This is a genomic window from Nocardiopsis sp. SBT366, from assembly GCF_001083815.1.
Taxonomy (GTDB): domain Bacteria; phylum Actinomycetota; class Actinomycetes; order Streptosporangiales; family Streptosporangiaceae; genus Nocardiopsis; species Nocardiopsis prasina.
On the sequence record NZ_LAVM01000031.1, the window covers coordinates 15,149 to 39,670 of the forward strand.

The following is a 24,522-nucleotide window of genomic DNA, read 5'->3' on the forward strand; positions in this document are numbered from 1 at the left end:
CCGGCAGTTGGACAAGCCCGCGGGCCTCACCGGCCCGCGGGCACAGAAAGGAAGACGACAGGCGATGAACCGTCACGTGCGCGCGGTCGACCCCACCGGCGGAGCCGAGTTCCGCACCATCGGCGAAGCCCTCGCCGGCGCCAGTGACGGCGCCGTACTGTCACTGGCCCCCGGACGCTACGACGAACAACTCGTGCTCTCGCGCGTGGTGACGCTGATGGCGGCCGAGGGCCCCGGAACCGTCGAGATCCTCTGCTCCTCGGGCACCGCCGTCACCTCGGTGGCCGAGGCGGTCAAACTCACCGGCCTCGTCCTGCGCGGCCGCGACTCGGAGGCCCCGGTCGTGGACGCCGCCGCCGGTCAGGTCGAACTCGCCGACTGCGAGGTGGAGGGGGCCGCCTGGGCGGCCGTCCTCGCCCGGGGCGAGGGCGCCCTGGCGCTCCGGGGCTGCACCGTGCGGTGCAGCGCGGGGGCGGGCATTGTCGTCACCTCCCCCCAGACCAGCGTCATCGAGGACTGCGTCATCGAGGACGTCGGCACCAGCGGTGTCGTCATCAACGACAAGGGTGCCCCCGAGGTGCGCCGGTGCACCATCCGCGACGCGGGCGCCAACGGCGTCTACGCGGCGGGCAGCGGCGCCGGGCACATCAGCGACTGCACGGTCTCCGGAACGACCAAGGCCGCCGTGGTGGTCGACGAGCACGCGGCCACGGGCCTGAGCGACCTGCGCGTGAGCGGGGTCGCCGACGACGGCGTCGTGATCTCGACCCGGTCCCCCGTGACGGTCAGCGACCTCGTCGTCGAGAAGGCGGCGGGCCGCGGCCTGGTCCTGCGCGCCGGGACCGACCCCCGCGTGGAGCGGGTCCGCGTCACCGGCAGCGGCGGCGTGGGCATCCTGGCCGAGGACAAAGCAAGAGGCCACCTCCGGGACTGCGAGGTCCGGGACGCGGGCGCGGAGGGTGTCAGCGTCACCGGCCGCTCCTCCACCACCTTCAGCGGTCTGACCGTGCACGGCACGGAGGCCGCCGGAATCCACGTCACCGAGGACTCCACCGCCGAGTTCGACCGCGTCAACGTGGGACGTACGGCGGGGCCCGGTGTCGAGATCCTCTCCGGGGCGGCGCCCTTCCTCCGCAACGGCACCGTCACCGGGTCCCGGAGCCACGGCGTGCGCTGGGAGGGCGGCGGCGGACGCGTGGAGGACTTCGAGGTCACCCGCTCGCGCCGGACCGGCGTGTACGCGGCGGCCGGAGCGCGCGCCTCCCTGAGCGGGGTGCGGGTCATCGGCGCCCGCGAGAACGGGCTCGCCGCCACCGGCGGTGCCGTGCTCGACCTGCGCGACAGCGAGGCCTCCGAGTGCGGCGGCGACGGCGTGGCCGCGCACTCCGAGGGGGAGATCACCGCGCTGCGCGTGCGCTCGCACGAGAACACCCGCAACGGCGTCCTGGTCGCGGCGGGCGCCCGCGCGGTGCTGCGCTCCTGCGAACTGGTCGGCAACGGCGGCGACGGGGTCCTCGTCGGCAGCAGCGAGGACGTCGTCCTCGAGGGCTGCACCGTGCGCGCGAACGCCCGGGCCGGGCTGCGCCAGACCGTCGCCGGAGGAAACGTCCAGGCCAACTCGCTGGTCAGCGAGGGCAACAACGCGGAGGACCTGTACGGGCCCGACGCCGTCGCCGAGACCGCGCCGGGAACGTCCTCCGAGGACGAGGAGGACGACGACGAGGAGCGTGGCCCGCTGGCCGAACTCCAGGCCCTCATCGGCCTGGAGAGCGTCAAGGACGAGGTCACGACCCTCATCAACCGCAACAAGATGGCCCGGCACCGGGCCGAGATGGGCCTGCCCTCTCCGCCCGTCGCCCGACACCTGGTCTTCGCCGGTCCTCCCGGAACCGGCAAGACGACCGTGGCCCGGCTCTACGGAAGGGTCCTGGCCGACCTCGACGTGCTGCGCTACGGGCACGTCGTCGAGGCAGCCCGCGCGGACCTGGTCGGCCAGTACGTCGGCGCCACCGCCATCAAGACCAGCGAGGTGTTCGAGAAGGCCCGGGGCGGCGTGCTGTTCGTCGACGAGGCGTACACGCTCTCCTCCGAGGACAACGGCGGTTTCGGCCAGGAGGCCATCGACACCCTGGTCAAGCTGATGGAGGACCACCGCGACGAGGTGGTCGTCATCGTCGCCGGATACGCGGCGGAGATGGACGGATTCCTGTCCTCGAACCCCGGTCTGGCCTCGCGTTTCGCTCGAACCGTCATGTTCCCCAACTACCAGGCCGAAGAGCTGGTGAGCATCGTCGAGCGCCTCGGCGCCGTCCACCAGTACACGCTCTCGCCGGACCTGCGCCCGCTGCTGCTCCAGCACTTCGAGGCACTGCCCAAGGGGCCCGCGTTCGGTAACGGCCGTGAGGCCCGCAAGGTCTTCGAGGAGATGGTGGACCGCCAGGCCCACAGACTGGGCGAGGACCCGCCCGCAGACCCCGCCGAACTCACCGTGCTCAACCCCGACGACCTCGGCGCCGTCGCCGCGCAGTCGGGCGGGCCCGGCGGGGACGACGTCGCGGGCCTGCGCGCCCAGCTCGACGCGCTGACCGGTCTGTCCGAGGTCAAGTCCACCGTCAACGACCTCGTCAACGTGCTGGTCGCCGCCGAGCGGCGGCGGGCGATCGGGATGCCGGCGCCCAGCCTCAGCCATCACCTGGTCTTCGCGGGACCGCCCGGTACCGGTAAGACCACGGTGGCCCGGCTCTACGGCCAGCTGCTGCGCGCCCTGGGCGTTCTCCCCACCGGTCACACGGTGGAGGCGGCCCGCGCGGACCTGGTCGGGCGCTACATCGGTCACACCGCGCAGCTCACACTGGAGACCTTCGAGAAGGCGCGCGGCGGCGTGCTGTTCATCGACGAGGCCTACACCCTCACCCCGTCCGGGGCCGCCAACGGTGACTTCGGCCAGGAGGCCGTGGACACCCTGGTCAAGCTGATGGAGGACCACCGGGACGAGGTGGTCGTGATCGTCGCCGGGTACAACGCGGAGATGCAGCGCTTCCTCGACTCCAACCCGGGTCTGGCCTCGCGTTTCTCCCACAACGTGCGGTTCGAGGACTACTCCGACGACGAACTGGTCACCATCGTGGGGCGTATGGCCACCGACAGCGGGTTCACCGTCCCGGAGGAGACCGTGGCCGCGCTCGGGCAGCACTTCTCCGGGGTGCCGCGCACGGAGTCCTTCGGTAACGCCCGCTACGCGCGGCAGGTCCTGGAGCGCATGATCACCCGCCAGGCGGGACGCACCATCGCCCTGACCGACCCCACCCGCGACGACCTGACCCTGCTCACCCCGGCCGACGTGCCGTGACGCGCGGTGGCGCCCACCGGCCGGTGCACGACCGGCACGGGTGGGCGCCACCGTCCTCCGGTGGTCCGCACCGGAGTCCTGGGGCGTGTGCTCGGATCGGTCCTCGCGGCGCCCGTCACCGCCCTCAACGGACGCCTGTCGCGCGACGGCCTCGCGATACCGCCAGGCTGCCTCTCTCCGCGCCGATGAAGCCCGGACAGCCAACCCCGGGGCGCGGGTCCCGTTGTGCGACACCGCGCCCGCATGGCAGCGCGCAGGAGGGGCAGCCTCGCTCCACGACCCGCGAGCGATCGCCGGGCGGCGGCGCGCATCGATGACGGCTCCACCGCCCGGCGAAGGCACCAGGAAGCCACGCCCTAGGCGCGCACCAGCTCCACGACGCTGACCCCGAGGCCCGGGACGACGCGGTTCAGCCGCAGACCGGAGCGCTCGGCCACCTCGGCGAACTCGGACCGGGTCCGCTGCTTGCCGTCGCAGTGGACCAGCATGCTGAGGTCCATGAACTTGGCCGTCCGCGCGGGTTCGGGCCGCTCCGGGACCAGCACCTCCGCGAGCAGGACCCGGCCCTCGGCGGTCATGGCCGTGCGGCAGTGGGTGAGGATCCGGACGGTGTCGGCGTCGTTCCAGTTGTGGATGACGCTGGCGAGCAGGTAGGTGTCGCCTCCGGCGGGCACGGAGTCGAGGAAGCTCCCGGACTCGACACGGCAGCGCTCGGCCACCCCCTCGCGCCCCAGCGCGGGATCGAGCTGGGAGACCACCTCGGGCCGGTCGTAGAGCACCCCCCGCAGGTGCGGGTTGGCCGCGAGGATCAGGGACAGCAGCCGCCCCCGGCCGCCCCCGACGTCGACCAGGCACTCGCTGTCGGCGAAGTCGTACTCGTCCACCAGGGAACGGGTGAGCTGCGAGGAGATGTCGGTCATGCCCTGGTCGAACACTGAGGCGGACCGAGGGTTGGCGCGCATGTAGTCCCAGACCGGGACGCCGTGGACGGCCTCGAACACCGGACCGCCCACGCGCACCGCGTCGGCGAGGTGGGCCATGGTGGAGCGCTCCGCCGGGCTGCCCAGCCAACGCGCGAACCCCCGCATGGAGTCGGGCGCGTCCGAGCGCAGGGCTCGGCCGAGTTCGGTGAGCGCGTAGTTGCGCCCCGGATGCTCCTCCACGACGCCCAGGTCGGCGCAGGCACGCAGCAACCGGTGGAGGGCGTCGGTGTCGGCTTCGACCAGCTTCGCGATCTCGTCGACGTGGGTCGGTTCCCCGGACATCGTGTCGGCTACACCCAGTTCGGCGGCGGCGCTCACGGCGGCCGCCACCCAACTGGAGGTGATCAGCTCGAAGAGGTGCACGGCTGGGCCGCTGAGCGGCGTCGGACCGCCGTGCACCGGGGAGAGGGGAGGAGTGGACACAGGTGTCTGGGACCTTTCGACGACTGCCCTCGACCTGTGGTCGGCCGGGGGGCGCAACGGCCTCCGGAAGGCCAGGCGACACGCTATATTACTCCCTGGATTTTAACCAATACAGAGAGTGGGTATGGCTGTGGCGGTCGAAGAACCGGGGTCCTCCGCCGAGAGCCGGGCCTCACAGGCGCTCCACGTCCTGAACACGAGGACGGTGGTCCGCTCCTTCAGCGACAGACCCGTGGAGGACGACCTCCTGAACCCCCTCCTGGACGCCATGCTCGCGGCCCCCTCCGCCTCGAACAAGCAGGCGTGGGCCTTCGTCGCCGTTCGCCGCACGCGCACCCTGAAGCTGGTCCACGCGTTCTCACCGGGCATCATCGAGCGCCCTCCCCTGGTCGTGGCGGCCTGCTTCGACCGCTCCCGCGCGGTGGGCGGCGGCGCCTGGGACGAGGGCATGCTCTGCGTGGCGATGGCCGTGCAGAACCTGCTGCTCGCGGCACACGCCCTCGGGCTCGGGGCCTGCCCCTCCGCCAGTTTCCGCAAGGGCCCGGTGAGCAGGTTCCTCGGCCTTCCGGACTATCTCCTGCCACTGCTCCTGGTGTCGATCGGGCACCCGGACCGAACCCCCGAGACCGCGCCGAGGCGCGGCCGGAACGAGGTGATCAGCCATGAGTGCTGGGGTCAATGACGACCGCGTCGGTGAGGAACTGGTCCTGCTCGCGGCCTACCTTCTCAGCAGCGGGAGAGGGCTGCTGGAGGAGCCGGCCGCCTACGGGCCCCTCCGCTGCCTGGACGCCGCTCGCCGCGTCCTCTCCCTGCGGTCCCGGATCGGGGTTGCCGACAGCCCGGAACTCACCGACCTGCGTGCGCGCATGGACGACGTCATGTGCGGGGCGATGGCCGACCGGGAGCTGGACGTCCTGCTCGACGAGTTGTGTGACCGGCTCGCCGCAGCCCTGGAGGAGCCCGGTGCCGTTTCAGCCTGAGACAACGCTGCCCGCCGAGGAACCCGGTGCGGGCCGGGAGGTCCGACCGCGGACGGGCGAGGTGTTCGAGGCGAGCTGGTTCACCCCGGCCTGCGAGCTCCTGCTGGAGCGCGGCGACCACGCCCTCATCGGGGTCAGCGCCGGGAACAGCTACTTCAGCCAGCAGCGGCTCACCCAGCTCCTGACCTGGACGGGCTGGCGGTTCGCCGCCGTGGACCTGCTCTACACGGACCTGCACCTCGACACCATGTACCTGGCGTCGGGCGACGACCAGGCGCAGGCCGCCAGGAGGACCACCCGCGCACTGCGGGACGTGCGGCGTCGCGTGCGGCGTGCGATGGAGGCGGCCCCCCGCGTACCCGCCAGGGTCCGTGCCCTGGCCCTGTCGGAGACGGTCGACCTGCCGGGGTACCGGTCGGCCCTGGGACGGATCGACCGTGAGCTCACCGAGAACCCGAGGGTGCGGCGCGCGTGCGAGGAGCACGTGCGGCGGATCGTCGGCGGTGGACCCGGGTCGCCGGAGGCCCGCTTCGCGGCGGGGTTGTCCTACCTGCGCGCCGAACTGCCCTTCCTGCTCGGCACCCCCGAGGTACTGGGAGTGCCCTCGTCGGTGTGCTGTTACCACGAACTGCTGCCGCTCCTGGTCGAGCTGGAGGGGGACACGTCCTGTCTCCAACCTGGCCAGGGGCATCTCGTCCTGAGGCCGAGGTAGACCAACGGGGCGGGGGAGACCCCGCCCCACGGATTCAGGCGGGGCGTACGTCCATCACTGACTCCCCGTCCGGCACCCGGTGCACCGAGTGCAGGGCCAGGCCGACCTCCGCGAAGAGCCGCTCGTACTCCTCCGACGAACGCGGGGCCGCCCCGTAGAGCACGAACATGCTCAGGCCGATGGCCTCCACGAACGCGCTCGGCCGGGCACGCTCGGGGAGGTGCCCGACGATCAGCAGCCGCGACCCCGCCGTCATCGCCGCGCGGACGTTGGCCAGGATACGGACCGCGTTCCGGTCGGACCAGTTCTGCATCACGCGGGCCATGACGTAGACGTCGGCTCCCTTGGGAACCCCCTCGAAGAAGCTGCCGCCCACCACGGAACACCGGTCGGCGACCCCCTCCTCACGCAACAGCCGGGGGGCGCCGGCCACCACCTCCGGGAGGTCGAAGAGGACTCCCGTCGCCTCGGGGCGGGCCCGCAGGACGGCGGCGAGCGTGGCGCCCTCCCCGCCGCCGAGGTCCACCACGGTCCCGGCACCGGCGAGGTCGGCCGCGTCCAGCAGGGTCCCGGCGGGGGTGGAGGCGTTCATCGCCCGGTTGAACACCTCCGCCGCGTCCCGGTTCTCACCCAGGTAGTCGAAGAGGTGGCTGCCGGTGTGGATCTCGAACGCGGTGCGGCCCGAGCCCACCGAATCGCCCAGCCGGGTCCACGCCCGGAAGAGGTCCCCGTAGGTGCACATGCGGAAGAGGTCGCGCAGGCCCAGGGGGTCGTCGGCGCGCAGGTGGTTCCCGGAGGGGCTGAGCGCGAACACTCCGGGCGCGGTCTGTGCCACGAGTTCCGTCGCCGTCACCGCCCGCATGACCACGAGCAGGCGTTCCTCAGGTACGCCGACCTCCCGTGCCAGGTCGGCGACAGCGCGGGGCCCGTCCGCCAGCGCCTCCACGACGCCCAGTTCGACCATCGCCGAGACCGCGTGGATCAGCATGGCCGAGGACACGAGCCCCGACAGCGGCGCCTCCGTCCGCTCCGGCGGGGTGGCGGCCCCGTCCACCCGTCCCACGTCGACCAGCACACCGTCTCCCTCGCGCACAGCGGCCCCGTCCCTCGTCCGAATGTCAGTCACAGGAAGTGACGATGCCAGGTGGCGGGGGTGTCCCGTGGGGTTTTCGGGGAGCGGCGCCGGGGCCGCTCCCTTGTGCGCACGATCGTCGCCCGCGGCGTTCGGTCGCCGCGTCACCGACCTCCACGACGCCGCCGTGCGGATCGACGTGATCGCGCGGCTCAGCCGGGAGTTCGACGGGTCGGGGCGGGGTCACCCCGCCCCGACCGGTACGTCCGACCGCCTAGCCGGTCGGCATCACGTTGATGAGCTTCTTGTTGACGAACTCCTGGATGCCCGCGGCGGAGAGCTCCTCCCCGTAGCCGGACCTCTTGGTGCCGCCGAAGGGCAGGGACGGGCGGGTCAGGGTCGGGTGGTTCACGAAGACCATGCCGGTGTCGATGCGCCGGGCGACCTCCGCCCCGCGGGCGATGTCCTCGGTGAACACCGAGCCGCCCAGTCCGAACGTGGAGTCGTTGGCGATCCGGACCGCGTCCTCCTCGTCCTCCGCTCGGAAGAAGAGGGCGACCGGGCCGAAGAACTCCTTGTCGTAGACCGGGTTGTCCCTGGTGAGGCCGGTGATGATCCTCGGCTGCGCGAACGCGCCCTCCTCGGGCACGGGATCGCCCGGGGTGACCACCGTCGCTCCGTGCTCCTCGGCCTCGTCCACGAGTTCCTGGAGGTCGTCCGCGGCGCTCTGCGACGAGAGCGGTGGCAGGGTCGTCGCGGAGTCGAACGGGTCACCCGCCCTCAACCGCGCGAAACCCTCGGCGAAACGACGCAGGAAATCGTCCGCCACCTCCTTGACGACGATGATCCGCTTCGCGGCCACGCAGCTCTGCCCGGCGTTGTTGAGCCGACCCGAGAGCGCGCGCTCGACGCTGACGTCGAGGTCGGCGTCGCCCAGCACGATGAGGGCGTCGCTCCCCCCGAGCTCCAGGGTGCTCTTCTTCAGCTCCTCGCCTGCCTGGGCCGCGACGCTGGCGCCCGCCCCCTCGCTGCCGGTGAGGGCGACGCCCCGCACGCGCGGGTCCCGGATCGCCCGGGTGACCTGGTCCTTGTTGGCGTAGACGTTGGTGTAGGCGCCCTCGGGCGCTCCGGCCTCCCTGAACAGGGACCCGAAGGCCGCCGCCGACTGCGGGACGATCGAGGCGTGCTTGACCATCACGACGTTCCCGGCCATGAGGTTGGGGGCGGCGAACCGCGCCAGCTGGTAGTAGGGGAAGTTCCAGGGCTGCACACCGAACAGCACCCCGATCGGATCGCTGACCACCACGGCCTCACCCGCCTGCGGGTCCTCGGTCGCCACCCTCTCGGGGGCGAGGAACTCCTCGGCGTTGTCGGCGTAGTAGTCCAGGATCGAGGCGGCAAGCTCGACCTCGCCGCGGCTCTCCTCGAAGAGCTTGCCCATCTCCAGGGTGAGGAGCCGGGCGAAGTCGTCGGGTCGATCGCGAAGGATCTGGGCGGCGCGCCTCACCACTCTGCCGCGTTCATCGAAGGACTTCGTGCGCCACGACTCGAAGGTGGCATGGGCAGTGCCGATGGCACGGTCCAGCTCCTCGTCCTCGATCTCGGCGAAGGTCGCCAGGGTCTCGTTCGTGTAGGGGTTCGTGGTCGCGTAGGCCATGGTGTGTTCCCTCCGTCCGGGGCGCCAGCCAGCGGGGGCCGGGCCTTCGAGGAGCGCGCCGCGCGCTCCGCACGGGTTCGGTCTCGTAGGGACCCTGCTCGTTCGAAGGGGAGTCCGAAACATGCCTTTTGTGGCTTTGTGGTGGTTTTGCGGTTCGGCTCGCCGTCGCCGAGGTCAGGCCAGCTCGGGTTTGCCGAACATGACCGCGTACCCGGAGGGCAGATGGCTCAGCAGCTGGTTGAGTTCGCCGCCCGACACCGCCTTGGCCACGGTGCTGAGAACCGCGCCGGAGTCCTGCTGGGCGGTCAGGGGCCGGGCCCCGGTCTCCTCGGCCACGCGGCTGTGGAATTCCTCGACCCCGAACGGCTCCGCCTCCAGCTGGTCCTCGGGCCGGAGGGCCTCGTCCAGCGGTTCCGGGATCTGCGCGGCCAGGTGGTCCAGGCTGGTTCCGGGCAACCGCTGCGCCAGGACCGAGAACACCGCGCGCGTCACCTGCTCGGCCTCGCGCTGGTCCTCGTACTCTCCCGCGTCACGGACCTCGGCCAGGAACTCGTCGTAACGCATCCTTCCTCCTCGTCAATCGACTTCGAGTGCCTTGGGGACGAGCCTGCCCGAGTGTGCCCGCGCCAATCACGAACACCGGGAGCGAACCGAGCGCGGCGGAACCCGTGCTCACCAGCCGGTGAGGAGCAGGTGGTTGACCAGCAGCGCCGTGCCCGCCTGGACGGTGAGCCAGGCCCTGTGGTGGTTCACCGGAAGGAGGGCGGTGGCGGGCACGAGCCACAACACGAACGGCAGCCAGATCCGCTCGGTCTCGCCCTTGCTCATCCCGGACAGGGTGGCGGCGGCGACCGCGCAGAGAGCGGCGGCCACCAGCAGGGCCGTCACCGCGTCCTCCCGCGAGGGCGCCCGGCGCAGCCCACGCACCGCGCCCGGCACCCGCGCCAGGGCACGGCGCGCCCCCACCACGGCCGCCAGCCCGGCCGTCAGGCACACGGTGGCCAGATTCGCCCAGACCCAGTAGCCGTAGGGCCGGACCGCCGCCACCCCCTGGTAGTAGCGCTCCACGAGCAGCTGGTACCCCTCCCACCACCAGAACCCCGACGCGGTGAAGGCGGCGGTCACCGCCAGGGCGCCCGCCAGCGCGTAGGGGAGGGGGCGCGCGGTCCGCGCGCACAGGAGCACGGTCACGGCGAGGACGCCGATGAGCACGAGCCCGTACGACAGGTACACCGACCACCCCAGGAGCACGCCCGACACCAGCGCGGTGGAGCGCGGAGCCCGTGCCCGAGGCGAGGACGCCACGGCGAGGAGGGCGAGCCCCCACGCGGTGACCGCCGCGAAGTAGCCGTCGGCGGAGACCCCCACCCAGACGGCGGAGGGCACCAGAACCAGGAACGGGGCCGCCCGGCGGGCCGCCGCCTCGGCTCCGAGCGCGCGCATGGCCACCAGGACCGCCGCCCCGGCGGAGGCACCGACCACGATGCACCAGATCCCGGCCCACGCCCCGCCGCCCAGACCGATCCGGTCCAGGGCGACGAACGTCAGGACCGCGCCCGGCGGGTGCCCCGCCACGTGCGTGGGCCAGTTGTCCGGCTGCCCCACGAGGATGTGCTGGGTGAACGTGTTCAGTGCGGCGCCCACGTCGTGGAAGCGGTCCACCGACGCCAGGTACTCGTAGGGCGACAGGAGACGGTCGGCTATGCCGCGCCGCCAGCCGTCGACGAGCGCCAGAGCCGTGGTCCACAGCACGGACACGCCCCAGACCGACCACACCAGGGGCCGCCAGGGCAGCGCACGCGCCGTCGAGGGACCGTGGAGGACCACCACGAGGGCCAGGGCTATGGCGGGCAGCGTGCCGGGCCCCACATGGGGGAGCCACGTCGCGTACAGCGGTGGCCAGGCCACGTACAGGACACCGTGGGTGCTCTCGATCCAGGTGCCGACCACCGAGGCGGTCGCGAAGAGGAGCACGGCCAGGGCGGCCACCAGCGCGTCGGCGCGGAACTCGGAACGGCGCGCGTCGCCCCCGTCCCGGACCTTCCTGTGGAGTTCGGGCTGCGTCACGTCGTCACCGTAGGTCAGGCCTGAGCCTTGAACCGGTTGCTCCGGGGCGTGTCGCCAAGGCCGAGGGAAACCCCTGTTCGGAGCGGCTTCGAGCGGACACACCGTGGGGTCGGCGGTCCGCCCCGGCGGGTCGGGCGCGGCCTAGCATGACCGCGAGTTGGCCCGTCGGACCGGGAGGCGACCGATCGCGTGAACGAGGACGACCAGGGCGGGAAGACGCCTTCAGAGGCGCCGGGCGACCACGGGGGCGCGGGGGCCGACGATCCGACGCCTCGCACGCGACGGGGGCGGCTGCCGGACGCGCTGCGGAACGGTCCTCCCGTCGGACCCACCAAGCCGGGCTTCTGGCGGGGCCCCGCGCGCGGTCCGTGGCTCACGTCGCTGCTGGGGTCGATCCTGCTGGTCGGGATCCCGATCCTGTTCGTCACCGGCCTGCTCTCCTACGCGGCCTACAACCCCGACCTGGTGTCCAACGACAAGACCCCCGACAAGGGTCTGCTCGGGTTCTACCTGTTCCCCTGGCCCACGGACCCACCGTGGCTCTACCGCCTCACCCAGGGCGTGCACGTCACGCTGGGCGTCACGCTGGTCCCCGTCCTCCTGGCCAAGCTCTGGTCGGTCGTTCCGCTCCTCTTCCGCTGGCCTCCGGCGGTCTCCCCGGCCCAGGCCCTGGAACGCCTGACGGTCCTGTTCCTGGTGGGCGGCGCGCTGTTCGTCTTCGCGACGGGCATCCTCAACATCCAGCTGGAGTACGTCTTCCCCGGCTCCTTCTACCCCCTGCACTTCTACGGCGCCTGGGTGTTCGTCGCGGCCCTGTTCTCACATGTCGTCCTGAAGCTGCCGACCATGGTGAGGGAACTGCGCGCACGCGGAATCCGTGAGGCGCTGGGCGACCCCGGCGACCGGGGGAGGGACCGGGACCCGGAGCGGGGCGAGTTGGTCGCGCCGGACCCCGACCCCGGGGCGGCGTCGCGCCGCACCGTGTTGGGCGCGGTGGGTCTGGGCTCGCTCGCGCTCCTGCTGACCACGATCGGGCAGAGCCTCGGGGGCGCGCTGCGGCCGACGGCGCTCATGGCCCCGCACGGACGGGTGCCGGGGGAGGGTGCCGCCGCCTTCCCGGTGAACACGACCGCCGCCTACGCGGGCGTCACCGAGGCCGACACGGGACCCGACTGGAGGCTCACCGTACGCGGGGCGGGCCGCGAGGTCGTCCTCACCAGGCAGGACCTGATCGCCCTGCCCCAGCACCGGTCCGCGCTGCCCATCGCCTGCGTGGAGGGGTGGTCCACCCGCGATCTCGACTGGGAGGGTGTGCGCCTGGCCGACCTCGCCGGCCTGGTCGGGGCGCAGGGGCCGCCCGGAGTATTCGTGGAGTCCGCGCAGGAGTCCGGGTCCTTCGCCAGCGCCGCGCTCCGCGACAACCAGGTCGCTGATCCGCGCTCCCTCCTGGCCCTGCGTGTGAACGGCGCGGACCTGACACCCGACCACGGCTACCCGGCCAGGGTGATCGTGCCCGCCAGCCCGGGCGTGCACAACACCAAGTGGGTCACCCGGCTGAGTTTCGGTGCGGTGTGAGGGCCTCCCCGCGCCGCTGGTACGGCGCCTCACCGTGGCACCTGGTCCTGATGGCCGTGACGCTGGCGGTCATCGCCTACGCGGGCGTGCGTCTGCTCCACGGCGGTGATCCGTGGGGCATCGCGCTCTGGTTCGTGGGCGCGGCCCTGCTGCACGACCTCGTCCTCGTCCCCGCCTACACGCTGGTGGGCAGGGTCCTGCGGGCCGTCGTCGGAGGCCGTCGCGGGCGTGCGGGCGGCGCCCGTCCCACACCCGGTCGGGTGCGGGCGGTCCTCCTCGACCACGTGCGCGTCCCCGCGCTCGCCTCCGGGCTCCTGCTGTTGGTCTACCTCCCGCTGATCCTCGGCCCCTCCGACACCTACGTCACCAAGACCGGTCTGACCGGGGAACCGTTCGCCGCCCGCTGGCTCCTGGTGAGCGCCGCCCTGTTCGCGGTCTCGGCGCTGGTGGGGGCCGTCCGGGCCGGGCGGGTGGCTCGCCGGGCCCGCACGACCTGATCACCCCGCCCTCCAGTACCCTCCCCGGAGGCCCCACCGGAGCCGAGACGTTCAGAGGGGCGCGCGCAGCGCCGCGAACCAGCGCCCCCGCACCTGCCAGGACTCCGACCACCTCCACCCCGTGGCCTCCGCGTGGGCCCGCAGGGCGGGGAGCCCGAGCCGTGCCCACACGAAGGGGGCGCCCGGCTTCCCCCAACCGTCCGTGACCTGCACGGTCACGCACTCGTTGACGTCCCGGTCGGCGGCCTCGACGATGAGCAGACCCTGGGGCAGCACCAGCTCCCGCATCCGCGCGAGCAGACGCTCCGGGGTCCCGCCGATGCCGATGTTGCCGTCGACCAGCAGCGCCGTGTTCCAGCGGCCCTCCTCCGGCAGGGGGTCGAACACCGACGCGCGCACCGCACGCCCACCGGCCTCGACCACTCGCGCCACTGCCACCGGGTTCATGTCCACGCCCAGCGCCCGGTGCCCCCGGGCGGTGAGCGTGAGGACCATGCGGCCGGGTCCGCAGCCCGCGTCGAGGGTGTCACCCTCCGTACGGTCCAGGACGCTCTCGTCGGCACTGTCGGTGGCCCCGCACCAGCGCTCCACGTCCAGGGGCAGTATCCAACCGTCGGACCGTCGCAGGTACAGGGGGCCGTGGCCGTTGACGAGCGCCCGGGAGTACGGGTCGCACAGCCACGGGGCTGCGCGGGTGTCGACCCCCATCTCCGGCGCGCTCATCGTCGGGCCCCCGTTCCACAGACCCTGACGACCTCGCCGAACCGGGTGTCGGGCGCGAGCGCGGCCACGGCGGCGGCGTCCCGTGGGGTGTCCACGTCCCTGAGCGGGTCCAGGTCGCCCACGCGCAGTCCCGCGTCCACGAGCCGCGCCCGCTGGACACGCCCGGTGCGCGGGGTGGACATCGGTACGCCGCGCACCAGGTCGGGGTCGGGCGCGGCCATCCCGAGCGCCCAGAACCCACCGTCCTCGCTCGGGCCGAACCACGCGTCGACGTGTTCCCAGGCATCCGGGGACAGGACGGGCGCCAGGTGCCGTTCGGTGAGCTGGGGGGTGTCCATACCGACCAGGAGCGAGGGACCCGAACACGCGGCGAACGCGGCCGCGAGTCGTTCGTCCAGCCCGCCGCCCGACTGCGGCACCACCTCGAAGCCCGACTCGGGCAGCCAGGGTCCCGGCCTCCCCTCCAGCACCAGCAGCCGTCGGCGCGCCGGAAGACGCAGCACGGTCTCCAGGGTGTCCGTCAGGGCCGCCTCGGCGACGGCGGCCGCCTCCTCGGGTGAGTACTCCGGGGTCAGCCTCGTCTTGACCAGGCCGGGGACGGGTTCCTTGGCGATCACCAGCAGTGTCGTGATCCCGGCGCGCCGGTCCGCCCGACCGGGCCGACTCATCGTCTTCCTTCCTCCGCGCGTGTGCGTTCCCCGGTCGGCGGCTCGCGCAGCACCGAGGTCATGTCGCGCACGGCGGTCCAGGTCCCGCGCCACGTTCCGGTCACCTTGGACGCCCCGGAGCGGGGCAGGTAGGGGACGTCCACCTCCGTGATGCGCCAGCCCGCGTCCGCGGCGCGCACGACCGTCTCCAGGGGATAGCCCGAGCGCCGGTCGGTCATGCCCAGGCCCAGCAGGCCCGACCTGCGGGCGGCCCGCATCGGGCCGATGTCGCGGACCCGCACCCCGGTCCGGGAGCGCAGCATCCGCGCGACGGCCGCGTTGCCGATCCGCGCGTGAGGAGGCCAGGCACCCCTGCGTGTGGGGCGCCGCCTGCCCATGACGAGGTCCGCGTCACCCCGCCGGACCCGGTCCACCAGCCCCGGGAGCAGGCTCGGGTCCAGGGAGGCGTCGCAGTCGCAGAAGCAGACGTACTCGGCGGTGGCGGCCGACAGGCCCGCGTGGCACGCCGCGCCGAACCCCCTCCGCGACTCCGGGACCACGACGGCTCCGAGCTTCTCGGCGATGGCGGCCGATCCGTCGGTCGAACCGTTGTCCACGACGATCGCCCGCCAACCCGCTGGGACGCGCTCCATGACCCAGGGGAGCGCGGATGCCTCGTTCAGACAGGGGAGCACCAGGTCGACCGGCGGTGGTCCGGCACCCGTGGATTCCGGGTGTGCCCGCGCCTGTTCGTTCCGGTCGTTACCGTGCGGTTCGTTGATCACCCTGATTACGTTACGAAGTCATAAAGGTGCAGTCAGTGAATGGACCCGCGACACGCTGGCGTGTCGGCCGTCAGCCCGCCGGAATGCCGGTGTCGACCGACCCGCGCAGCTCGGAACGGGCGAACTCGGCCATGCCCTCGGCGAAGCCCACCCGGGGGCGCCAGGACAGCTCCTTCATCAGCCGGTCCGAGGAGGCCGTGATGTGCCGGACGTCCCCGAGCCGGTACTCGCCGGTGACCACGGGCGCGGGGCCACCGTGCGCGTCCGCCAGCGCCGCGGCCATCTCCCCGATGGTGTGGGGGGTTCCGCTGCCGGTGTTGAAGGCCGACAACACGCCCGGAGCCCGGTCCGGCAGTGCCTCCAGGGCCGCCACGTTGGCGCGGGCCACGTCCCGCACGTGCACGAAGTCGCGTCGTTGGCGCCCGTCCTCGAACACCCGGGGGGCCTCGCCTCGGGCCAGCGCCGACCGGAAGAAGGACGCCACGCCCGCGTAGGGAGTGTCGCGCGGCATACCCGGGCCGTAGACGTTGTGGTAGCGCAGGGACAGCGCGCGCCCGCCCACCGCGCGGGCCCACGAGGCGCTCAGGTGCTCCTGCGCCAGTTTCGTGGTGGCGTACACGTTGCGGGGGTCGCTCGGCGCGTCCTCCCGCACCAGGCCGGGAACGAGAGCCGTACCGCAGCGGGGGCACGGGGGGTCGAACAGTCCGGCCCGGAGGTCGGACTCCGCCCTCGGGCCGGGGCGGACGTCGCCGTGCTCGGGGCACGTGTACCGGCCCTCTCCGTAGACGACCATGGAACCGGCCATCACCATGTGGCGGACGCCGGTGCGGGCCATGGCCGCCAACAGGACCGCGGTGCCCAGGTCGTTGCAGTCCACGTAGTCGGGCGCGTCCAGGAAGTCCGACGAGCCCAACCCGACCATCGCCGCCTGGTGGCAGACCGCGTCCACCCCTCGCAGGGCCCGTTCGACGGCCTCGCCGTCCCGGACGTCGGCCACGACCTCGACGGTCCCGTCGGGGCCGCGCCCTCCGTGCGCCAGGGGCAGGTAGGCATCGAGGGTCACCGCCTCGTGCCCGGCCAGGCGGAGTTCCTCCGCCACCCGCGATCCGATGAACCCGGCACCACCCGTGACTAGTACGCGCATGGGGTCAACCTACGCCGCGTGCGCGCGCCGCCACCGAATGTGTTTCGGTGAGTCGTGCCGCCACAGGAAGGCCCGGAGCGCGCGGCCCCGCCTCAGGCCGACCCGCCGTCGGCGAACACCACCTGTGCGTTGAGGTCCTCACCTCGCCGCGAGCACGGTGGAGGTGACCAGGGTGTTGATGACCACGGCCGCATTCGTCCGGAGCACCGCGGCCCCCGCCGCGCCCGCACCCCAGTCGCCCTCCTCCAACTCCCTGGTCCGCCTGATCACGGCGGAGCTCCAGGGGATCCTCCTGTCGAGGTGGGGAAGCGTCCCACTCGCCGCCACCAGAGCGGTCACCGCCGCGATGTGCGCCGTCGGCTCGGCTCGGTCGACGAGTACCGAGCGCACCTGTTCGAAGAGCTCCTCGTGCCGACCGGTGCCACCGAGCTGCAGGACGCTCCGGGGAAGGAAGCCCAGCATTTTCCGGTCCTCGCGGTCGATGTCCCCGTACCGCACGAGCCGGTCCAGCAGCGGAGCCCGCAGCCCCGGCCCGATCGCGGCGAGCACGGCGTGCGCGCTCCGCGGTTTCCGGTCGGCGTAGTCCCACGCCGACCTGAGCACGTCGTCCGTCGGCGCCACGGATCCCGCGTGGACCACGGGCCCGCGCAGGCGCTCCTCGCGCACCTCGACGTGACCGCGCAGAACCAGGTCGGTGAGGACCGCGCCACCCAGCACGTGGAAGAGCACGTTCTCGCCCGCGATCGTCCCCGACGCGGGCTGGAAGAGCATGAGCAGGACGTCCTCCGCGAGCGAACGCGTTCCCTGGTCTTCGGAGCTGTGTACTCCGGGAGTCTCCGACACGGTCCGTGCCCTTCTGTTCGTGGTGTCCATCGTCCCCCGCCGCCTGTGCTCTCGCGGTCAGGCGTGTTCGGCGCGTCCTCCCAGGTGCTGGGCGAGGAAGCGGTCAACGGCGCCGAACAGGGCGGTCTGGTTCTCCGGGTTCACCACCCCGTGCCCCTCGTCGTCGAAGACGAGGTACTCGACCTCGACACCACGGGAACGCAGCGACTCGACGAGGTTGTCGGACTCGGCCCGGACGACGCGGGGGTCGTTGGCGCCATGGGCCACGAACAGCGGGGCACGGATGGCGTCGATCCGGCTGATCGGCGAGCGGGCGAGCATGTCGGCCTCCTGCTCGGGGACCTCCGGGTCGCCGACGTACCGGTGGAAGTTGTTCACCAGTCCGGGACGGACGAACACCGGCTGGGTCCGCAGGAAGTTCGCCAGGTCCGAGATGCCGACGATGTCGACGGCCGCCGCGAAACGGTCCGGTGTGAAGGCCGCCCCCACCAGAGCCGCGTAGCCACCGTAGGAACCCCCGAGGACGGCCACCCGGTCCGGATCGGCGTAACCCCGCTCCACCGCCCAGTCCACGCCGTCGATCAGGTCGTCGTGCATCCTGCCCGCGAACTCACCGATCGCGGCCTGGGTGTGCGCCTTGCCGTAGCCGGTCGAACCGCGGAAGTTGACCTGGAGCACCGCGTAGCCCCGGTTGGCCAACAGCTGGACGGTGGGGTTGAACCCCCAGGCGTCACGCATCCAGGGACCGCCGTGGACCATCAGCACCATCGGCAGGGCGGTCGGCTCCACACCGACGGGGAGGGTCAGGTAGGAGGGCAGCTCCAGCCCGTCGCGCGCGGTGATCGTGACGGGCCGCATCGGGGCCAGCGCGTCCGGGTCCAGGTGCGGGAAGGGCCGGAAGAGCAGCCGGGACTCACCGGTGGCGTGGTCGTGGAACCAGGTCGCCCCGGGGTCGCGGTCGTGGGTGAAGGAGACGACCCACCGCTGACCGCTCGAGTCGGATGACACGTGCGCGAGATCCCCGTCGGACAGCTTCTCCAGAGCCGACAGGACCTCCGCGAAGTGCGGGTCCACGGCGTGGACGACCTGGCGTTCACCGAGGTAGCGCACCCCGAGTAGGGCGCCCCGGCGGTCACGGATGAGCGGCGCCGGAAGACCCGGGTCGACGAGTGCGCGGGTGTCGACGTCGAGGGTCGGGTGGCCGTCGACCTCGGTCTCCTCGCCGGTGGCCAGGTCGACGTGGACCAGACGGGTGCGGTCGGTGCCCCGGTTGGACCCGACCCACAGGCCCTTCCCCTCCGGTGTCGTCTGGAGCGGGAAGGGACCCAACGGGTAGTCGGCGCCGTCCATGACCATCAAGGGCCGTTCCTCGCCGGACTCGTCCAGGCGGGCGAGGGCCAGGTCGCCCTCGGCGGTGAGTTCGGTGGAGTACCAACCGCCGTCACCGGTCTGGAACATCGCTTTGCCCGGTCCGGGGCTCTTGACCACCATCGTGAGCTCACCGGAGGCGACGTCGAGTTCGTAGGTGTCGAACTCCGCGAGGGTCCGGGCGTTGAGTAGCAGCGTCATCCGGCCCGGCCGCCCGATGGAGGGCTCGAAGCCCACGACTCTGGCCCCGGGGAAGGGGGTGAGGTCGACCGCGGCGGACCCGGGGGAGTCCAGGTCGACCCGGTACAGGTGCCAGTTCTCGTCGCCGTCGTCGTCCTGGAGGTAGAGCAGCAGACCCGGGTCCTCGGCCCACTCGTAGCTCAGCACGCTGCGGGTCTCGTCGGAGGTCACGGGGCGGGGCTCGGAACCGGGTTCGAGGTCCTGGACCCAGACATTGAGCCGGTTCCGCCACGGCGCGAGGAAGGCGATCCGCGTGCCGTCGGGCGAGATCCTCGCGCCGGTGCGCTGAGGCGATCCGTACAGGTCGTCGATCGTGTGGAGTTCCGGCAGTGCCATGTCGTTCCCGTCCTGGTCTGGAAGGCGGTCTGGGCGGTCGCCGCGAGAAGCGGTCGTCGCCCGTCCTGCTCTTCGATCCAAGCCGCCGGAGCGCGCGCCGGACAGTGGCACCGCGTCAACACCCGCGTGTGACGTGGCGTCACCACCGGGGGATGCGAGGTGAACGACCAAGGGGCCGGAGAAGGACAGCGGACGCACCGTGAGGATGTCGCCTCGATCCTCGGCAGTGGTGCCCTGTTTCGGGTCCTTTCCGATGTCAGCGTGCATTTCCCACCCCGAGAGGACAGGGTGCAACTCCGAACCGGCATGCATCCATCTCGTATCAAGATCGATGAAATGAAAAATGGATATTGGACTTGTTCGCCGCCGCAGAGGATGCTTGATCGCGTATAACAGTCGCGAAAGGATATTGGTGTGCAAGAAAAGAAAACTGTTCTGGTCACGGGCGCGACCGGTGGCCAGGGCGGAGCTGTTGCCCGCAGACTGATGGACGGCGGCTGGCCGGTGCGGGCCCTGGTCCGAGACCCGGACAAGCGGGAGGCTGAAGAACTCAGGACTCTCGGCGCGGAACTGGTCGCCGGTGACCTCGACGTCCCGGAGTCGCTGCGGACCGCCATGCGGGGCGTGGACGGCGTCTTCGGCGTCCTGCCCGCGGACCTGGGGAATCCGGAGCCCGAGACCGAGGTGCGCCGGGGCAGGAACCTCGTGGACGCGGTCAGTGCCGCGGGTGTCGCGCACCTGGTCTACAGCTCCGTGGGCGCCGCCGAGCACGGCTCCGGGGTCGCGCACTTCGAGACCAAGGCGGAAATCGAGGCCTACATCGACGCCGTCGGCGTCCCGGCCACAGTACTGCGACCGGTGTTCTTCATGGAGAACTGGCAGTACATGCTGCCGGAGGCGGAGAACGGAGAGCGGGTCGTCCCGTTCGCGCTGGACGCCGAGACCCCGTTGCAGATGATCGCGCTGGCCGACATCGGCCGGATCGCCGCGGAGGCGTTCGCCGACCCGACCGAGTTTCTCGGCCGCAAGATCGACATCGCCGGTGAGGAGATGACCGTGCGGGAGATCTCCGAGGTTTTCACCAAGGTCGACGATGTACCGACCCGCTTCGAGCGGCAGGCCATCGAAGAGGTGCGGGCCGGGAGCCGGGAGTTCGCGGCGATGTTCACCTGGCTCAACGACAAGGGATACCAGGCCGACGTCACCGCCCTCCAAGAGCGGCACCCCGGTCTGCTGACCCTGGAGGCGTGGCGTAGTCAGGGAGCCTGAGCTCCTCGTGAACGCGGCCCGGGTGTGTTCAGGCAGGTCACGGTCGCGTGGCTTTGAATGGACGACTCGTCTCGATCCTTGTGTCCTCACTTTGCATGTGGCTGGGTTGGGAATCGAGGGCGATGCTTCTCCTGTGGGATACGGGGGCCGAAGAGATCGCCAGCCAGGCGTCTCCTCTCGGTCGGCGGTGTTCTCACTCGGGAACGCTGGTGTCCGCGCCAGTGCGCCTGCGGGGAGGCTGCCTCACTCCACGGGCGTCCGCCCCCCGTCCCTCGGCGCCGGTGTCCTGCTTTGCACGTGGGGGATCCCGAGGACCGTGAGGAAGGCACTGGCAGCGGGCGTGCAGGCGGCCCGGCTCCAGATGACGTGCTCCACGCGGGTCGGTGCGTCGGTGACCTCGATGGTGGTCACCCCGGACAGCTGAGGCACGTAGGTGGAGGGGAGCAGCGCGACCCCCAGACCCTCGACGACCAGGCGGGCCATGTAGTCAGCGGAGGTCACTTCGAAGGTGACGTCGCGGCTGAGACCAGCGGCCGAGAAGGCCTGGTCGGACTGGATACGACCGGCCGTCCCGGCGGGCAGGTCCACGAAGACCTCCGTGGAGAGACGGTGCAGGCTCACCGACGACTCCTCGGCGAGCAGGTGGTCCGGTGCGACCACGGCGACGAGTCGGTCGCGCGCGAGTTCGCGAGAGTTGACGCCCTGGGGGCGTGCCGTGGTCGGCAACCCCAGGAAGGCGACTTCCAGGTTCCCTTCTCTGACCTGTTCGACCAGGTTGTCGCTTGCGCCCACGCAGAGCCCGATGCGCACGTGCGGATACCGTCGGCGGAGATCGCGCAGAGCGCCCGGGATGTCGACGGCGGCGACGGTGGGAATGAGTCCCACCGCGAGCCGCCCACGCACCTCGCCGACCGCGGCGGCGGCGTTGGCGGCCGCGAGTTCGGCCGCGTCCAGACACTGGCGCGCGGCGGGCAGGAACGCCGTGCCGGCCGGAGTCAGCCGCACTCGGCGGCTGGTGCGCTCGAAGAGTTTCGCGCCCAGTTCCCGTTCCAGCCGTGCGATTTGGTGGCTGAGGGCAGATTGGGCGACCAAGCAGCGTTCAGCGGCCCTGGTGAAGCTGTTCGTCTCGGCGATGGCGACCACGTAACGCATCTGCTGGAGTTCCATGGACTCATCGTATCGACCGGGCTCCGATTATCCGGTTGTTCGAGATGGCGACAATGCGCTTGACCGGAACAAGGTGAGTACGAATTTGAGTCATTGATGAATCCGTCAACTCAAAGGTGAGAGTTCCTTGGTAGAACACATTCGGGGCTCAGAGTGGAAGGGTCCTGGGATGGCCTGGCGGGAACGGTCGCGACTCGTCTCTCGAACTACCGGTGGGCGCTCTGAGCAGCCCGTCGGCGTCGCGAGAACGCGGCGATGAGCAGGCCGATTCCGGCGAGGGCGGCGCCGAGCAGGCACGTTCCGGTCCAGTGGGCGTTGACCCAGGCGATGGGCGCGAGGGCTCCTCCGATCGCGCCACCGGCGAAGAACAGGGTCATGAAGACGGCGTTGATCCGGCTGCGTGCCTCTGGCCGGAGTTCGTAGCAGGTCGTCTGGGACGCGTTGAGCATGGCCGTCTGTCCCACGTTGATCAGGACCACACCGATGATGAGCCAGATGATCTGCCCGTTCTGCGCTGGCAGCATAACGACCCATCCGACAGCGGCGGAGAGCAGTCCCGTCAGCAGGACGGCACCCGAGTATCCGCGGTCGACGAAGTGTCCGGCCAACGGCATGGAGAGCGGGCCGATCGCACCGATGAGGCCGACGAGACCGATGGTCGCAGGGGACCACTCGTACGGCCGGTCGACCAGGAGCAGGGTGATGGCCGTCAGGTGGATGGTGAATGAGGCCATGGCCAGTGCGGCGATCGCGATAGGCCCCCGCAGCCCGGGGAGTTCGATGAGCAGCATCGCTGTGGACCGCCACAGGCGAAGCGGGCGGGTCGCGTCACTGGTGTCGCGCTCGCCGTCCGGCAGAAGCCGCAGGACGAGGAGAGCGGTGACCACCAACAGCACCGCGGTGATCCAGTAGACGGCTCGCCATCCGGCGAGCTCGGCGACGATACCGGAGAAGGCCCGCCCCACGAGCCCGCCGCCGAGGACTCCGGCCATGACGATGCCGATGCTGCGGGCACGCCGGTTCGGCGCGGTGATCTCTGCGGCGAACGGAACGAGCACCTGTGCGCCCACCGAGGTCACAGCGGCCAGGCCGGTGGCCATCAGCAGAACCGATCCACCGGGTGACGCACCGGCCACTCCCAGAAGCAGGCCGGTGCATATGAGCAGGAACGCGGTGAGGCCCCGGCGCGAGTACCGGTCTCCGAGAGGGACCAGGAGGCCGAGTCCGAGCGCGTAGCCGACCTGGGCCATCGCGATGGTGAGGCCGGCGGTGGTGGTACTCATGTGCAACTCGGAGCGCAACAGTCCGAGTAACGGCTGAGCGAAGTAGTTGCCCGCCACGGACAGGCCCGCCGCCACAGCCATGATCATCAGCACAAACGACGGGTGCGGTGCCCGAGCGGGGGCTGCCTGGCCCGTGGAGGCATTGATTTTGGTCATGCCCTCCATGTTCTACATAAAGCAGCGATGAGTCCAACTCATTCTATTCATAGATTGCATCGTGAATTTCGATGCTTGCGCTGACGTCATCGAATCTTCGGCGAGGGGGGATCGGAGTGGTCGGGTGTCGCCTGTTCTGTGTCTCGGCCATCGTGTTTCGGGTCCTACGGGGCGTGGGCACGCCGAACGTGCAACCTGATCGGCTCGGGGGTCAGCTGCTCAGTCGTGCGCTGGCAGGGGAGAGAATGTCGCGGCATCGAGTTTCGTGGAAGAATACGAATCCATCTCGTATGGCTCAGCAGACTTCGATACACTGATCCGACTTGGTCGAATCAGGGAGAATGAGGAGGGCGATGGGAGACTATTCCTGGGGTCAGCGTATCGACACCGTGGATTTCGATGAGTTGTCGCTGCTGTACCGGATCGCGCCGTTGGGAAACAAGCCGCCGGGGGAACTCGCCACGGTATTCGGCAACAGCATGTTCCTCTGCTTCGTTCGCGACGGTGAAACGCTCGTCGGTGCGGGGCGGGTACTTGCTGACGGTGTGGACTGCGCCTATATCGCCGATGTGGCGGTCCACCCTGACCACCAGGGGCGGGGGCTGGGCTCGGGCATCATCCGCAGGCTCGTGGACCTCGCCCGCGGTCACAAGAAGATCATCCTGTACGCCAAGCCGGGCGCCGAGGCCTTCTATGGCGAACTCGGTTTCCTGCGTATGAACACCGCGATGGCGATCTGGAACGACCCGGACCGCGCGGTTGGTTCCGGGCTGCTCAGCCGGGAGCCCCGTTAGCGTGAGCGGGCCGGTGGCCCGCCGCAGCTCCTTGAGGTCTCGTCACTGGTTGGTGAGGCGTACGGTCGCGACCAGCCACCGTCCCCGATGTGTGCCGACGCGCGTGGCGACCCTCGGGCCTGCGGAACGACGAAGGGGTCCCTACCACGTGGGCAGGGACCCCTTCTTACCGGCGGAGGATATGGGATTTGAACCCATGAGGGGGTTGCCCCCCAACCGCATTAGCAGTGCGGCGCCCTAGGCCTCTAGGCGAATCCTCCTGGCTGCGACCAGCCTACAGAGCGCGGGGTCCCTGCGCAAAACGAATCCCCCGCGGGGGAGGACCAAGGGGCGGCGGGGCCCTCCCGCCTCAGGTCAGGGGGCGCGGGGCCCTGGTGCGGGCGGGGTGCCGTAGGTGCTGGCCTGGAGGTCCCACAGGTCCCGGTACGGGCCGCCCTCGGCCATCAGTCGGG

At 71.2% G+C, this 24,522-nt stretch carries 21 protein-coding genes and 1 tRNA gene; 8 read left to right on the plus strand and 14 right to left on the minus strand.

Annotation, left to right across the window (positions count from 1 at the left end):
• The first annotated feature begins 64 nt into the window (after positions 1-64).
• Entirely contained in the window at positions 65-3,349 is a 3,285-nt protein-coding gene (locus tag ADX84_RS11585) for a right-handed parallel beta-helix repeat-containing protein (protein WP_049572035.1), read from the plus strand.
• A 356-nt stretch (positions 3,350-3,705) separates the two neighbouring features.
• Here the strand turns inward: ADX84_RS11585 and ADX84_RS11590 are convergent, their stop codons facing one another.
• The gene (locus ADX84_RS11590) at positions 3,706-4,755 is read right to left on the minus strand and encodes an acetylserotonin O-methyltransferase (RefSeq protein ID WP_234003933.1); all 1,050 of its coding nucleotides are present in this window, start codon (positions 4,753-4,755) and stop codon (positions 3,706-3,708) included.
• Between the two features lie 124 nt (positions 4,756-4,879).
• Between ADX84_RS11590 and ADX84_RS11595 the strand changes: the two genes are divergently transcribed.
• Genes ADX84_RS11595 through ADX84_RS11605 form a run of 3 tightly spaced genes read left to right on the plus strand, consistent with a single transcriptional unit; the run spans position 4,880 to position 6,447 of the window.
• Complete coding sequence (locus ADX84_RS11595; protein WP_049572039.1) at positions 4,880-5,437, plus strand: nitroreductase family protein; 558 nt, start codon at positions 4,880-4,882, stop codon at positions 5,435-5,437.
• Positions 5,418-5,735, plus strand: a complete 318-nt coding sequence (locus tag ADX84_RS11600) for a DUF6092 family protein (protein ID WP_049572043.1) — start codon at positions 5,418-5,420, stop codon at positions 5,733-5,735. The genes ADX84_RS11595 and ADX84_RS11600 overlap by 20 nt, the downstream gene beginning before the upstream one ends.
• Entirely contained in the window at positions 5,719-6,447 is a 729-nt protein-coding gene (locus ADX84_RS11605) for a tRNA-dependent cyclodipeptide synthase (protein WP_234003934.1), read from the plus strand. The genes ADX84_RS11600 and ADX84_RS11605 overlap by 17 nt, the downstream gene beginning before the upstream one ends.
• Positions 6,448-6,481: 34 nt before the next feature.
• On the opposite strand, the gene ADX84_RS11610 is transcribed toward ADX84_RS11605, so the two are convergent.
• The 4 genes from ADX84_RS11610 to ADX84_RS11625 form a co-directional block, all read right to left on the minus strand.
• A complete protein-coding gene (locus ADX84_RS11610) occupies positions 6,482-7,540 on the minus strand; it encodes a methyltransferase (protein WP_369801072.1) in 1,059 nt (352 codons plus the stop codon).
• Between the two features lie 253 nt (positions 7,541-7,793).
• Positions 7,794-9,176 (minus strand): NAD-dependent succinate-semialdehyde dehydrogenase, encoded by a 1,383-nt coding sequence (locus ADX84_RS11615; RefSeq protein ID WP_049572046.1) that lies wholly within the window; start codon positions 9,174-9,176, stop codon positions 7,794-7,796.
• A 174-nt stretch (positions 9,177-9,350) separates the two neighbouring features.
• Positions 9,351-9,740 carry a DUF2267 domain-containing protein gene (locus ADX84_RS11620; protein WP_017544378.1) on the minus strand — a complete coding sequence of 130 codons (390 nt, stop codon included), beginning with the start codon at positions 9,738-9,740 and terminating at the stop codon, positions 9,351-9,353.
• Positions 9,741-9,848: 108 nt separating this feature from the next.
• On the minus strand, positions 9,849-11,243 hold the full coding sequence (locus tag ADX84_RS11625; RefSeq protein WP_049572050.1) for a hypothetical protein: 1,395 nt from the start codon (positions 11,241-11,243) through the stop codon (positions 9,849-9,851).
• A gap of 189 nt (positions 11,244-11,432) precedes the next feature.
• Here ADX84_RS11625 and ADX84_RS11630 point away from each other — a divergent pair, with 189 nt between their 5' ends.
• Positions 11,433-12,818 (plus strand): molybdopterin-dependent oxidoreductase, encoded by a 1,386-nt coding sequence (locus tag ADX84_RS11630; RefSeq protein WP_049572052.1) that lies wholly within the window; start codon positions 11,433-11,435, stop codon positions 12,816-12,818.
• The gene (locus tag ADX84_RS11635; RefSeq protein ID WP_199776557.1) at positions 12,815-13,315 is read left to right on the plus strand and encodes a hypothetical protein; all 501 of its coding nucleotides are present in this window, start codon (positions 12,815-12,817) and stop codon (positions 13,313-13,315) included. The genes ADX84_RS11630 and ADX84_RS11635 overlap by 4 nt, the downstream gene beginning before the upstream one ends.
• Positions 13,316-13,366: 51 nt before the next feature.
• On the opposite strand, the gene ADX84_RS11640 is transcribed toward ADX84_RS11635, so the two are convergent.
• From ADX84_RS11640 to ADX84_RS11665, 6 genes are all read right to left on the minus strand, one after another.
• On the minus strand, positions 13,367-14,038 hold the full coding sequence (locus tag ADX84_RS11640; protein WP_049572055.1) for a bifunctional 2-polyprenyl-6-hydroxyphenol methylase/3-demethylubiquinol 3-O-methyltransferase UbiG: 672 nt from the start codon (positions 14,036-14,038) through the stop codon (positions 13,367-13,369).
• A complete protein-coding gene (locus ADX84_RS11645) occupies positions 14,035-14,706 on the minus strand; it encodes a DUF2064 domain-containing protein (RefSeq protein ID WP_049572060.1) in 672 nt (223 codons plus the stop codon). Before ADX84_RS11645 ends, ADX84_RS11640 begins: the two co-directional genes overlap by 4 nt.
• Positions 14,703-15,470 (minus strand): glycosyltransferase family 2 protein, encoded by a 768-nt coding sequence (locus tag ADX84_RS11650; protein WP_049572063.1) that lies wholly within the window; start codon positions 15,468-15,470, stop codon positions 14,703-14,705. The genes ADX84_RS11645 and ADX84_RS11650 overlap by 4 nt, the downstream gene beginning before the upstream one ends.
• 70 nt (positions 15,471-15,540) lie before the next feature.
• A complete protein-coding gene (locus tag ADX84_RS11655; RefSeq protein ID WP_049572065.1) occupies positions 15,541-16,614 on the minus strand; it encodes an NAD(P)-dependent oxidoreductase in 1,074 nt (357 codons plus the stop codon).
• Positions 16,615-16,752: 138 nt separating this feature from the next.
• Positions 16,753-17,457, minus strand: coding sequence for a GPP34 family phosphoprotein (locus ADX84_RS11660; protein WP_199776558.1), 705 nt, complete (start codon positions 17,455-17,457; stop codon positions 16,753-16,755).
• 57 nt (positions 17,458-17,514) lie between these two features.
• The gene (locus ADX84_RS11665) at positions 17,515-19,401 is read right to left on the minus strand and encodes a S9 family peptidase (RefSeq protein ID WP_049572066.1); all 1,887 of its coding nucleotides are present in this window, start codon (positions 19,399-19,401) and stop codon (positions 17,515-17,517) included.
• A 414-nt stretch (positions 19,402-19,815) separates the two neighbouring features.
• On the opposite strand from ADX84_RS11665, the gene ADX84_RS11670 reads away from it, so the two are divergent.
• Positions 19,816-20,670 carry an NmrA/HSCARG family protein gene (locus ADX84_RS11670; RefSeq protein ID WP_049572071.1) on the plus strand — a complete coding sequence of 285 codons (855 nt, stop codon included), beginning with the start codon at positions 19,816-19,818 and terminating at the stop codon, positions 20,668-20,670.
• 243 nt (positions 20,671-20,913) lie between these two features.
• Here ADX84_RS11670 and ADX84_RS11675 read toward each other — a convergent pair whose 3' ends face one another.
• Positions 20,914-21,837 (minus strand): LysR family transcriptional regulator, encoded by a 924-nt coding sequence (locus tag ADX84_RS11675; protein WP_049572074.1) that lies wholly within the window; start codon positions 21,835-21,837, stop codon positions 20,914-20,916.
• A 206-nt stretch (positions 21,838-22,043) separates the two neighbouring features.
• On the minus strand, positions 22,044-23,276 hold the full coding sequence (locus ADX84_RS11680; protein WP_199776559.1) for an MFS transporter: 1,233 nt from the start codon (positions 23,274-23,276) through the stop codon (positions 22,044-22,046).
• Between the two features lie 353 nt (positions 23,277-23,629).
• On the opposite strand from ADX84_RS11680, the gene ADX84_RS11685 reads away from it, so the two are divergent.
• The gene (locus tag ADX84_RS11685; protein ID WP_049572077.1) at positions 23,630-24,070 is read left to right on the plus strand and encodes a GNAT family N-acetyltransferase; all 441 of its coding nucleotides are present in this window, start codon (positions 23,630-23,632) and stop codon (positions 24,068-24,070) included.
• A 173-nt stretch (positions 24,071-24,243) separates the two neighbouring features.
• On the opposite strand, the gene ADX84_RS11690 is transcribed toward ADX84_RS11685, so the two are convergent.
• Positions 24,244-24,330, minus strand: a tRNA-Ser gene (locus ADX84_RS11690).
• Positions 24,331-24,522: the final 192 nt, after the last annotated feature.

Bases quoted from the DNA above. Each gene is read 5' to 3' on its own strand.
- ADX84_RS11585 (WP_049572035.1), top strand. From the start codon at position 65: ATGAACCGTCACGTGCGCGCGGTCGACCCCACCGGCGGAGCCGAGTTC.
- ADX84_RS11595 (WP_049572039.1), top strand. From the start codon at position 4,880: ATGGCTGTGGCGGTCGAAGAACCGGGGTCCTCCGCCGAGAGCCGGGCC.
- ADX84_RS11600 (WP_049572043.1), top strand. From the start codon at position 5,418: ATGAGTGCTGGGGTCAATGACGACCGCGTCGGTGAGGAACTGGTCCTG.
- ADX84_RS11615 (WP_049572046.1), bottom strand. From the start codon at position 9,176: ATGGCCTACGCGACCACGAACCCCTACACGAACGAGACCCTGGCGACC.
- ADX84_RS11620 (WP_017544378.1), bottom strand. From the start codon at position 9,740: ATGCGTTACGACGAGTTCCTGGCCGAGGTCCGTGACGCGGGAGAGTAC.
- ADX84_RS11640 (WP_049572055.1), bottom strand. From the start codon at position 14,038: ATGAGCGCGCCGGAGATGGGGGTCGACACCCGCGCAGCCCCGTGGCTG.
- ADX84_RS11645 (WP_049572060.1), bottom strand. From the start codon at position 14,706: ATGAGTCGGCCCGGTCGGGCGGACCGGCGCGCCGGGATCACGACACTG.
- ADX84_RS11655 (WP_049572065.1), bottom strand. From the start codon at position 16,614: ATGCGCGTACTAGTCACGGGTGGTGCCGGGTTCATCGGATCGCGGGTG.
- ADX84_RS11665 (WP_049572066.1), bottom strand. From the start codon at position 19,401: ATGGCACTGCCGGAACTCCACACGATCGACGACCTGTACGGATCGCCT.
- ADX84_RS11675 (WP_049572074.1), bottom strand. From the start codon at position 21,837: ATGGAACTCCAGCAGATGCGTTACGTGGTCGCCATCGCCGAGACGAAC.
- ADX84_RS11680 (WP_199776559.1), bottom strand. From the start codon at position 23,276: ATGACCAAAATCAATGCCTCCACGGGCCAGGCAGCCCCCGCTCGGGCA.
- ADX84_RS11685 (WP_049572077.1), top strand. From the start codon at position 23,630: ATGGGAGACTATTCCTGGGGTCAGCGTATCGACACCGTGGATTTCGAT.